This window comes from Candidatus Polarisedimenticolaceae bacterium, assembly GCA_036376135.1.
In the GTDB taxonomy this organism is placed as follows: Bacteria; Acidobacteriota; Polarisedimenticolia; order Polarisedimenticolales; family DASRJG01; genus DASVAW01.
This window is the reverse complement of the sequence record DASVAW010000162.1, coordinates 1-10,909: the sequence shown is the minus strand read 5'-3', so window position 1 is coordinate 10,909 and position 10,909 is coordinate 1. Positions and strand designations below refer to the sequence as shown.

Below are 10,909 nucleotides of genomic sequence, written 5' to 3'. Positions count from 1 at the left end.
GCGTCGGGCGGGCCTCTCGTGACGACCGACCGGAAGGCCGTGCCCGTGGGCGGCTTCTTCGAGTACGCCCCCTATAAGGGCGCCTTCGCTCCCGGCCGCAACTGGGCCGCGGGCTGGACGATCCACTCGCGCCTGGGCTACACGGGTTCGTGTGATCCCGTGGCCGGCATCTCGCAGACCCCCGACGAGGTCGCCGGGCTGCGTCTGGACACGAAGTCCCGCCTCGACTGGAACGCGTTCCCGACGCTGTTCGGCTACGTCTACGACGTGCTCCGCAGCACGAGCGCCTCGGACTTCTCCGCGGCGACCTGCGTGCTGAGCAACGACGCCAACGCCTCCGTGGTGGACGCCACGACTCCCACCTCGGGGCAGGTCTTCTACTACCTCGTTCGCGCCCAGAACTCGTGCGGCACGGGCTCGCTCGGGTTCCGCTCGGGCGGCGTCGAGCGCACGGGCGCCGGCTGCCCTTAGTCCCGCCTCCTTACCCCGGGGTCGGCGTCGGCCGGCCCCGGGGTTCTTTCTTCGTTCGAGAGGAGATTCCATGATCGGCTCCGCCATGCTCGCCGTCGTCCTCTCCGCCACGCCGGCCACGGTTCCCGATGCCCTCATCTGGGCGGGGCGCTTCGCGGACGGTCTCGCCGGCGATGCGAAGGACCGCGAGCGCGCGCAGGAGGCGGTCGTCCTCGACATCGCGATGCTCGGGCACCTCGACGAGGCGATCCGACGGGCCGACGGAGTCGAGGGATGGCGGCGGGGCGTCGCGTACGCCGAGATCGCCAAGATGCTCGCCAAGAGGAACCGACTGCCGGAAGCCCGTGCGCTCCTCGCGAAGGCGGAAGAGGTCGCGTCCGGCGTGGAAGGTTGGCAGGGTCCGAGGATCGAGTCCCACGTCGCGCAGGCCCGCGCGCTCGTCGACGGAATGGACGCACCCGCCGTCACGACCGGCCGTCTGGAGCAGGACGACGCGCTGCAGTACCGCGGGCTCACGGCGGTCCTTCGCGCCACCGCCCACGCGGCGAAGGGGGAGTTCGATCCCGCGATGGCGCAGCTGACGAAGGCCTCCCAGGAGACGGCGATCGAGGTGAGCTGGCCGATGGTGCAGGCCTATCTCGACCTGGCGAGGCATCCGTCGCTTACCCCGGCGCAGCGGTCGCAGACCCTCGACGCCGCGCTCGCGGCCGTCTCCAGGATCCCCGAGCAGATCTCCAGGCTCGACGCGATGGAGGCGCTCGCCGAGGGATACCGCGAAGCGGGGCTTCGCGAGCCTGCCGTCTCCGTCCTCGCGGAGTTCCACGCGCAGGTGTCGTCGCTCTCCGATGCGACCCTCCTCAAGGCTCCCTTCCTCGCGGGAGAGGCGCGTTCGCGCGCGCGGCTCGGCGACCGCGGATCGGCCCTCGAGATCCTGGCCGACGCGTCGCGCATCGGTTCGTCGGCGTACCTCGTGGATCGCCCGGCGGTCCTCGCCAACGTCGCCGCCGCCTACCACGTGGCGGGGGACTCCGCGTCGGCGCAGGCGACCCTCGACGCCGCGCTCTCGACCGCCGAGGGGCTCGTCAACGCCCGGCCCCGCGCGCTCGCCTTCATCGAGATCGGGCGGGTGCTCGCGCGATTCGACCTGCCGATGAGCACCCCGGTCCGCGGGCGTTTCGAGAGGGGGCTGTCCGGTCTCAAGGCTCCCTGGTAGTCGACGGCCCGTCACCCGATCGTCACCCCGCGTTTCCACGCGTGACAACCGTGGCGGAAAGACTGCGCACTCCCATGCGCATGCTCCTGGCCCTCGTCACGTGTCTCGCCGCCGTCTCCGCGGGAATCGCCCAATCGCCGGGATCCGTGCGCGGCGTCGTCCTGGACCGGGACTTCGGAACGCCGGTCGAAGGCGCGCGGGTGTTGCTCGTCGGGACCCCGTTCTCCGCCGTTAGCGGTCCCGAGGGCGCCTTCCTGATCGAGCGCGTCCCCCCGGGGAGCTACCCGGTCGCGGTCACCAAGGACGGGTACGAGCGGCTCATTCTCCCGGCCGTCTCGGTCCTGGCCGGCAGGCTCGCCGACGTCCGTGTCGAGCTCGTCGCCGAGGTCTACGAGATGGAGGAGCTCCTCGTCAGCGGGGAGGATCTCCTCGCGGACAGCGAGGCCGGGCTACTCGAGATCCGGGCGGAATCCGTCGCCCTCCAGGACTCGATCTCCGCCGAGTTGATCGGCAAGGCCGGGGTCAGCGACGCCGCAGGCGCCCTGAAGCTCGTCACCGGGGCCACGGTCGTCGGCGGAAAATACGCCACCGTCCGCGGCCTGTCCGATCGCTACACCGGAACGACGCTCAACGGGATCCGCGTCCCGAGCCCCGACCCTCGCCGGCGGGCCGTCCAGGTCGATCTGTTCCCCACGGGAACCGTGGAAAGCGTCACGGTCACGAAGACCTTCACCCCCGACCTCCAGGGAGACTTCACGGGGGGCGGGATCGACATCCGCACGAAGTCCATCCCCGAAGAGCGGCTGTTCAAGGTCTCGATCTCCGGGGAATACAACACCTTCGCGACCGGCAACGACCGTTACCTGACCTACGAGAACGGCGGCGTCGGTGCCGTCGGGATCTCGGGGGACAGCCGGGATCTGCCGGCCCTGGTCAAGAACACGCGTCCCCCACAACCGCCGCGGCCCAGGATCACGAGCGGCCCCGGGTCGTCCACGCCCACACCCGCGGAGAACGAGGCCGCGGCGACCATCGATGCGTTCACGAATTCCTTCGAGCCGGTCCTCGGCGTGTCGCGCAACGAGGCCGGCCCCGGCTTCGGGCTGTCGCTGCTCGGCGGGAGCCGCCACGACACGAGCGAGCAGGGACGGTTCGGCTGGCTGGCGGCGTTCACCTACTCGCGCAAGCAGGACATGTACGAGGACGGGGTGAACAACTCGGCGGGCATCTCGGACCCGTCGCAGGGGTTCACCGTCTCGCGCAACCGGGTCGACTCCCGCGGAAACGAAGAGGTTCTCATGGGACTCCTCGCGACGTCGGTCCTGGAGCCCTCGGCGAACCACCGCTACACGGCACGTCTCATCGCGAATCAGGGCGCCGAGGACGAGGCGCGCTACCAGGTCCAGCAGGGCGAGTTGCTCGAGCAGAACCAGTCGCTGCAGTACGTCGAGCGGACCCTCGTCTCGCCCCAGTTCGAGGGTAACCACACGTTCCCCGACGCCGCGGAGGGGACCTTCTGGGGCATGAAGTTCTCCGACCTGAAGCTGGACTGGCGCCTGTCCCCGAACTTCACGCGCCAGTTCGAGCCGGATGTGCGCTTCTTCCGGAATACCTTCGACCCCGTCGCCGGCGTCGCCTCGAGAATCGGCGGAACGACGGAGTCCGAGTTGTTCCTCCGGGTCTTCCGCGACATCAAGGAGCGGAACAACCAGCTCGCCTCGGACCTCACCATGCCGTTCACCCAGTGGTCGGACACCGAGGGGCGCTTCAAGGCGGGCCTCTACTTCGAGAAGGGCGCGCGCGACTACCAGCAGCGGTCGTTCACGTATCGCTTCTTCGCACAGCAGCTCCGGCCCCGGACGGCGTCCGACCTCGCGGCCTGGCAGTTCAACAACCGGATCGGGAGCCCCGGCTTCATCGTCTCGGAGGACTGCGCCACGGGGGCGTGCGGCCTGGACCAGCTCTGGAGCGACGTCTTCCTCGCACCGGAGCGCATCGGCATCGCGGACAACCTCGCCACGATCTCGAACCAGACGCTCTGGTACGCCGAGCCGCTGGGGACCGACGTCTTCTACACCGGAGACCAGACCATCGCCGCGATGTACGCGATGGCGGAGATCCCGCTCAGCGCGAAATGGAGGCTGAACGCGGGGGCCCGCTGGGAGAAAACCCGCATCGACATCCTCCCGAGCGCCCCGTTCGACCCGCAAAACCGCCTCTTCGTGATCGTGAAGAACGGCGACAACCGCGGCCTTGCCTTCGTGCCGGGCCCCGTCGCCGCGGCTCGTATCGACGAGTCGCACGTCCTTCCGGCGCTCGGCGCGTCGTGGGAGATCCGACAGGCGATGCACCTGAGGTTCTCCTGGTCCTCGACGATCGCACGGCCGACGTTCCGCGAGCTGGCGCCGGTGGCGACCGCCGAGTTCCTCGCGGGCGACCAGTTCATCGGGAACAACGAGCTCCGGATCTCCGACATCACGAACTGGGACCTTCGGTGGGAGTGGTTCCGCCGCCCCGGCGACGTCCTGGCGGCCAGCGTGTTCTACAAGACGCTGAAGAACCCGATCGAGTACATCAGCTTCGCCGTGGCGAGCAACAGCTACATCCAGCCGGTCAACTACGAACGCGGCGAGGTGAAGGGGTTCGAACTGGAGGCTCGCACGGGCCTCGACGTACTCTGGGAGAAGCTCAAGGGCTTCAACCTCGGGGCGAACTACACGAACCTGGACTCGACCGTCGAGGTCCCGGCGGACGAGCAGGCGTCACTCGCGGCGTTCGACCTGGACGTTCCGGAGCGCCGCCTTCTCGGCCAGCCCGATTCCGTCCTCAACGTGAACCTGACCTACGACAACGAGAAGAGCGGCACGTCGGTGGGGCTCTTCTACAACCGCGTCGGCGAGATCCTGCTGACCGGCGCAGCGCGCGGCGACACGGACGGCATCGCCGACGTCCTCGAGGGGACCGACAAGGACCTCGTCCTGACGGTCTCCCAGAAGCTCAAGCGCGGCGTTTCGCTGGGCCTTCGCATCCGCAACGGCCTCGAGGACGACGCGATCACCTTCTACCGGCGGCCCTCCGGGGAGACGGCCGTGAAGACCCTCCGGCAGTCGAATCGCACGATCGGCCTGTCGGTCTCCTGGAGCCGGTGATTCGCTTCAGCATCGTGACCGTTCGTTTACGGACCGGTAACGCCGCCGCGACACGATCGACTTCGTACCCGCGGGAGTCCAACCCATGAAGATCCGTTCTCCTCTGATCGCGATCCTCTTCTGCGCCGGTGCGGCACTGGCCGGGGACGCGCCGCCGGCGGCGGCGATCTCCGAGACCCGGGAGTCCCTGGCGAAGTGGGGGGAAACCCGCAAGCTCATCTTCCAGGAGCGAAGCGACTGGGAGCAGGGCCGCGAAGTCCTCGAGTCGCGGATCGAGCTCGCCCGGAAGGAGATCGCGGACCTCGAAAAGAAGCTCGCCGACGCGCGGGCGGCGGCCTCCCAGACGCGCGGGAAGCAGGCGGAAATCCGGAGCGAAACCTCGCGGGTCGACGACCTGTCGCTTCGCCTGGCCTCGGAGGTGGAGGGGCTCGAGGCTCGGGTCCGCGCGCTCCATGGGGGGTTGCCGCCGTTCGTCCTCGAGCGGATCGATCCGCTCTACCGGCGCATGCCCGAGCCCGGCAAGTCCGCCAAGGCCTCTGTGGCCGAGCGCTTCCAGAACGTCCTCGGGATCCTGAACGAGGTCCACAAGTCGAATTCCGAGATCACCGTCGCGACCGAGGTCCGCGCGCTGTCGGATGGGAAGCCCTCGGAGGTGCGCACGGTGTACGTCGGCCTCGGGCAGGCCTACTACGTCAGCGCGCGGGGCGAGGCCGGGGTCGGCCGTCCGGGCGCCGAGGGCTGGGACTGGCAGCCCGCCAACGAGCTCGCCGGGAACATCCTTCAGGTGATCGACGTCCTCCAGGCCAGGGGGAAGCCGGCGTTCATCCCCCTCCCGGTCCAGGTTCAGTAAGGAGCCCGAGATGCCGCTCTGCGCACTTGTCGTGACCGCCGCGATGGCCGCGGCTCCGTCGGCCGACCAGGATCTCCGAAAGTCGCTCGCCGAGCTCTCCGCGCTGCGGGAGTCGATCGCCGCCGAGAAGCTGCCCCTGACCCGCGAGTTGGCGGAGGCGGAGCAGCGGCTCGCGACCCTCCGCCGCGAGTACGACGACGCGCTCCGCTCCATCGACAGCTCCGGCCTCGAGCTGGGGAAGACCGAGGGCGAGGCGAAGCTCCGGAAGGAGGAGGTCGACTACGTCCTGAGCCTCCTCGACGAGTTCACGCGGAACTTCGAGACCAAGCTCGCCGTCGGCGAGGCCCAGCGTTACGGCGAAACGATCGTGAGCGCCATGGAGGCCCTCGAGAACAAGGAGCTGGACGAGGAGGCCCGCTTCGACCGCCAGCTCGCGGTCGTGCGGCAGTCGATCGATCGCGCATCCGATGCCTTCGGCGGCACCCGCTTCGCGGGCTCGGCGGTCGACCCCGACGGGGTGCTCGCCGCGGGCCACTTCGCGCTCGTCGGGCCGATCGCGCTGTTCGCGACCTCGGACGGAAAGACCGCGGGGCTCGCCCTGCCGCAGACCGGGTCGCCTCACCCTGCGGTCCGCCCGCTGGCCGCGGCCCTGGCTCCGGGCCTGCTCGCGGTGGTCCGCGACGGCACGGGGCTGCTTCCGCTCGATCCCACGCGCGGCTCCGCCCTGGAGGAGCTCGTCAAGCGCGGCAGCATCGTGCACATCTTCAAGAAGGGCGGCCCCATCATGTGGCCGCTGCTCGTCGTGTCGATCCTCGCCCTGGGCGCCGTGATCGAGAGGACGTTCTTCATCATCGGGGAGTTCCGCAAGCGCGACCCCAAGTCCCGCCAGGCCCTGTTCGCGGCCGTGGAGGCGGGGGACGTCGACCGCGCGATCGGGATCGGCGAGACGTCGAGGGACTTCGTCACCCGCACGATGTCCTACGCTCTCGGCCATCGCGAGACCTCGCTCCCGAGCGCGCTGCTCTACGCGCGCGCGCAGGAGATCAAGCGCTTCAGTCGGGGGCTCGCGATCCTCGACACCGCGATCACGATCGCGCCCCTTCTCGGCCTGCTGGGAACCGTCACCGGGATGATGGCGTCGTTCTCGCTCATCGGCGGCGAGCTCAGCGCTCCGACGGCGATCACCGGCGGCATCGCGGAGGCGCTGATCGCGACCGCGTTCGGCCTGGGGATCGCGATCGTGGCGCTGGTCCCCTACAACTACCTCAACAAGCAGATCGAGCTCGCCACCGGCGAGCTCGAGGCGAACTCGACGCAGCTGGAGCTCCTCGTCCACCAGGCGGTGCTCGAGGGCAAGGTGCCCCCGACGGGCCCGATGGTCACGGCGATGCCGGGCCTCGAGGCGTCCGTTGCGGCGCCGGCGAGGTGACGGGATGCACGGGGGCGGCGGTGGCGGCAAGAAGGCCCGCATCGAGATCATCCCGCTGATCGACATCATCTTCTTCCTGCTGGCGACGTTCGTGCTGGTCTCGTTGTCGATGACCAAGAACCAGGGGCTGCAGGTGGCGCTCCCGGCCGCCGCCGCGGCGAGCCAGCTCGTGGACCCCTCGCAGCAGGACAAGGCCGTCACGCTGAGCGTGACCAAGAACGGCGACGTCTTCTACAACAAGGAAAAGGTCTCGATCGCCCAGCTGCCGTTCAAGCTGCAGACGCTCAAGGCGACCAACAAGGACCCCAAGATCGTCATCAACGGCGACGCCGGCGCGGACTTCAAGGCCGTCGTGGCGGTCCTCGACGAGACGAGGAAGATCGGCATCACCAAGGTCGGGATCTCCACGGACGCGAAGTAGATGCGTGCCTGGATCCTCGGCCTCTTCGCGGCGATCGTGGTGCACGGGTTCATCCTGCTTTTCGGAGGTCTGCTCTTCCCCAGACACGAGGCGGAAGACGCCAAGGTCGTCCGCGAGGTCGACCTCATTTCCGAGGAAGCCCGGGACGAGGAAAAGAAGGACGCGGAGCAGCAGGAGCCCGCCCCGGAGCAGGCCGAGGAGGCCGCCGAGGAGCCGATGGAGGCCGAGGTGAACCGGCCGCCGGAAGCGGCGCCCGATCCCGCGGCATCCGTAACCGACGCCGCCCCGGCGCTCGAGGCGCTCAGCCTCGACGCCCTCGAGGGGATGTTGTCCGGGAGCGCGGGGGGCGAAGCGGGCGACTTCGCGGAGTCCGCTTCGCTCGCCTCCGGGGGGCGCATCGGAGGCACGGGGGCCCCGGGGGCCGGGGCGGAGGCCGAGCGTGCGGTCGAGGAGATCTTCTCGATGGCCGAACTCGACCAGCGCCCCCGGCCGCTCGCGCAGGCGTCCCCGGTCTACCCCGTCGAGCTGCGCAAGAGGAAGGTCGAAGGGGTCGTCTACGTCCTGTTCGTCGTCGACGACGGCGGGAAGGTGGTCGATCCGAAGGTCGAGCGCGCGACCGACCCGGGCTTCGAGCGTCCCGCCATCGAGGCGGTGCGCCAGTGGAGGTTCGAGCCCGCCACGCGCGCCGGCAAGCGTGTCGCCGTACGGATGCGCATTCCCATCCGCTTCAGCGCCGAGAGCTGAGCGGGTCGAGGACCGTCATGTCCATGGTGTCGTTCCCGATGATCGTCGCGCTCCTGGTCGCGTCCCCCGCCGACGTCCCGGCGGATCTCTGGAACGACCCCACCTTCAAGCAGCAGTTCACCGGGACCTACGCGATCCTCCCCGACGTGGAGCCGAAGCCCACGGGCTCGGATCGTCTGGTGTTCGAGAAGGTCCAGCCCCTCATGGCGACGAACCGCGAGGAGGCCAGGCTCCAGCTCGAGAAGGCCGCGACGGAGGCCCCGAGCGCGCTCGTCGATCTCACCCTCGGGAACCTCGCCTTCGAGGCCGGCGACCTCGACGAGGCCGGCCGGCGCTACGAGGCGGCGATCGGCAAGTTCCCCCCGTTCCGGCGTGCGGAGCGCGCACTCGGCCTCGTCCGATTCCGCCAGGGACGCTTCGAGGAGGCGGCAAAGCACCTGACCCGCGCGATCGAGCTCGGAAACGTGGACGGCCTCAGCTACGGCCTGCTCGCGACCTGCCTCTCCGGAGCGGGCGACTTCGTGGCCGCGGAGACGGCGTATCGCCAGGCGATCCTCTTCCAGCCCGGCAACCAGGACTGGCGCCTGGGCCTCGCGCGCTCCGCATTCAAACAGAGGAAGTACGGCGAGGCGTCGGCGCTTCTCGACACGATGATCGCCGGCCGGCCCGACCGCGCCGAGCTGTGGCAGCTGCAGGCCAGCGCGTGGCTGGGGCTCGGGGATCGTGCGAAGGCGGCGGAGAACCTCGAGGTCGTCTACCGGCTGGGGAAGGCCGCGCCCGAGACGCTCTACACGCTCGGCGACCTCTACGGCGCCGAGTCGAACTGGGACCTCGCCGCCGACGCCTACCGGCGCGCGGTGGCGGCGGATCCGCGCCAGCCGGCCGCGTCGGCGCTCCGTTCCGCGGAGACGTTGTCCCAGCGGGGCGCCCTCGAGCAAGGCAAGGCGCTCACGCGGGAGATCGCCTCGACGCTGGGCGCCTCCCTCGGCGAGGAGGACCGTCGCCGCCTGCTCAAGCTGCAGGCGAGGATCGCCGTCGCGGAGGGAAGCTCCGACGAGGCGGCGAGGGTCCTCGAGGAGGTCGTCGCCGCCGATCCCCTCGACGGCGACGCGCTGATCCTCCTCGGGCAACACGCCGCGAAGGCCGGCGACGTCGAGCGGGCGAGACTCCTCTACGAGCGCGCCGCGGGGATCGACGCGTTCGAGGGGCAGGCGAAGACGCGACTCGCGCAGCTGCTCGCCGGGCAGGGGAAGTACCAGGAGGCGATTCCGCTGCTCAAGCGGGCGCAGGAGATCAAGCCGCGGGACGAGATCGCGCGTTACCTCGAGCAGGTGGAGCGCCTCGCGCGCCAGACGCGCTGAACACCGTTCGAAACCGTAATCCCGAGAGCGAATCGGTCGCTTGTCGCCACGATTTCCGGGACCCATATTGCGGCGCGTCACCACCTCCGAGGAGCCTCCCCGGAATGCCGCGCACCGCCCTTATCCTGCTCGCCGTCACGCTCGCGACGGCCACCCCGACACGCGCCGCCACTCCCGCCCCGGCGTGGCGTGCCGCTCTGGACGAGGTCCTCGTCGCCTCCGGCGTCGACGACCCCGCGCGTCGCGCGGCCCATGCGGAGCGATTCGAGGCGCTGCGGGCCGGTCTCGCGCCCCGCTTGCAGCGCGCCCGGGACGACGAGCGGCGCGGCCGGGTGCTCCATCGCTACGTCCACGACAGGGTCCTCCGCCGGTACGACCCGTCGGCCTACGGCCTCGACGTGTTGCTCGACACCGGCCGCTTCAACTGCGTTTCGGCCTCGGTCTTCGAGGCCCTGCTCGCGTCGTCGCACGGCCTCGACGCGGGGGTGGTCGCCGGGCCCCGCCACCTCTTCGTGAGGATCGACGCGGGGTCGCGGCCGATCGACGTGGAGGCGACCTCCGCGCGCGGCTGGGACGTGACCCGCGACGTGCGGCGGATCGCCGGGTTCCTCCTGGCGTACCGTCTCGCGACGCCCGAGGACCTCGCCCGGGAGGGGGTCGGGGCCCTCTACGACCAGTACCGCGACGTCGAGCCGCCGGTTCCCGTCGAGCGCGCGGCGGCGTTCGTCTGGCACGTGCGCGGGGAGGCCCTCGTCGAGAGGGGCGAGGGAACCCGCGCCGCGGAGGCGTTCGCGCGCGCCGCGAGGCTGCATCCGGGGCTCGCCGCGCGCTCGGTGACGCTTCGCGCCGGCTTCGCGCGCGCCTTCTCCGATTCCTACGAGTCCGGCCGCTTCGACGAGGCCTTCGCGATCGCCGAGCGCGAGTGCGCGGCTGTAGGCCCGTCCACGAGCTCGCGCGAACGCCTGCAGGCGGCGGCGGTGCAGCGCATCGTCGCCCACGTGGAAGCGGACGAGCCCGCGGCGGCGGAGGCGGTGCTGCAGGCCGCGATCGCCGCGGCTCCCGAGGTCGCGCACCGCCTCGAGCGCGCGACCTGCCCCTCGATCGCCGCGGCCGCCGTGCGCGCGGGCGACTTCGCGCGCGCCGAGCGCCTCGCCGAGCGCTTCCGTTCGGCGGAGCCCGACCCGGTCGAGGCGGCCAAACTCGCGTCGTGGGTGGCGGCTCGCCGCAGGAACGGAGTGCTGCCGCCGGACTTCGGACTGCTCCCGGGTTTC

The 10,909-nt window shown here is 70.5% G+C and carries 9 protein-coding genes; all 9 read left to right on the top strand.

From position 1 onward, the window contains the following. The coding region (locus VF139_17460; GenBank protein HEX6853187.1) for a hypothetical protein at positions 1-471 on the top strand (471 nt) is incomplete at its 5' end. Between the two features lie 70 nt (positions 472-541). After that, positions 542-1,684, top strand: a complete 1,143-nt coding sequence (locus tag VF139_17455; GenBank protein HEX6853186.1) for a hypothetical protein — start codon at positions 542-544, stop codon at positions 1,682-1,684. Between the two features lie 74 nt (positions 1,685-1,758). Continuing rightward, positions 1,759-4,833: a TonB-dependent receptor gene (locus VF139_17450; GenBank protein HEX6853185.1), complete on the top strand. Its 3,075-nt coding sequence runs from the start codon at positions 1,759-1,761 to the stop codon at positions 4,831-4,833. Between the two features lie 85 nt (positions 4,834-4,918). Then, positions 4,919-5,683: a DUF3450 family protein gene (locus VF139_17445; protein HEX6853184.1), complete on the top strand. Its 765-nt coding sequence runs from the start codon at positions 4,919-4,921 to the stop codon at positions 5,681-5,683. Positions 5,684-5,693: 10 nt separating this feature from the next. Further along, positions 5,694-7,112, top strand: a complete 1,419-nt coding sequence (locus tag VF139_17440; protein HEX6853183.1) for a MotA/TolQ/ExbB proton channel family protein — start codon at positions 5,694-5,696, stop codon at positions 7,110-7,112. 4 nt (positions 7,113-7,116) lie between these two features. Beyond that, a complete protein-coding gene (locus VF139_17435; GenBank protein ID HEX6853182.1) occupies positions 7,117-7,533 on the top strand; it encodes a biopolymer transporter ExbD in 417 nt (138 codons plus the stop codon). Next, positions 7,534-8,277: an energy transducer TonB gene (locus VF139_17430; protein HEX6853181.1), complete on the top strand. Its 744-nt coding sequence runs from the start codon at positions 7,534-7,536 to the stop codon at positions 8,275-8,277. A 17-nt stretch (positions 8,278-8,294) separates the two neighbouring features. After that, positions 8,295-9,638 (top strand): tetratricopeptide repeat protein, encoded by a 1,344-nt coding sequence (locus tag VF139_17425; protein ID HEX6853180.1) that lies wholly within the window; start codon positions 8,295-8,297, stop codon positions 9,636-9,638. A 104-nt stretch (positions 9,639-9,742) separates the two neighbouring features. Beyond that, positions 9,743-10,909, top strand: a 1,167-nt coding sequence (locus VF139_17420) for a hypothetical protein (GenBank protein HEX6853179.1), incomplete at its 3' end; no start/stop codon positions are given.